Origin of the sequence: Aquimarina mytili (genome assembly GCF_016735115.1) — a bacterium.
Lineage (GTDB): Bacteria > Bacteroidota > Bacteroidia > Flavobacteriales > Flavobacteriaceae > Aquimarina > Aquimarina mytili.
Genome location: NZ_JAERQJ010000031.1, coordinates 1 through 356, shown reverse-complemented (window position 1 = coordinate 356; position 356 = coordinate 1). Strand labels below are relative to the sequence as shown.

The window sequence follows — 356 nt, the reverse complement described above, 5'->3', positions numbered from 1 at the left end:
GTTAATCCTGTTCTACCTGTAAGTCCGGTACGACCGGTTAATCCAGTTCTACCTGTAAGTCCTGTACGACCGGTTAATCCAGTACGACCCGTAAGTCCTGTTCTACCTGTAAGTCCTGTACGCCCAGTCAATCCAGTACGTCCAGTTAATCCTGTGCGACCCGTAAGTCCAGTACGACCGGTTAATCCAGTACGACCTGTTAATCCAGTTCTACCGGTTAATCCTGTGCGACCCGTAAGTCCAGTTCTACCTGTTAATCCAGTTCTACCCGTTAATCCTGTTCTACCTGTAAGTCCGGTACGACCGGTTAATCCAGTTCTACCTGTAAGTCCTGTACGACCGGTTAATCCAGTACG

Annotated in this window: 1 protein-coding gene; it reads right to left on the bottom strand. The window is 48.9% G+C overall.

All coding sequences use genetic code 11. The features are described from left to right. Nucleotides 1–356: hypothetical protein (locus JJQ60_RS21880; RefSeq protein ID WP_201924774.1), on the bottom strand; the 356-nt coding region annotated here is incomplete at both ends.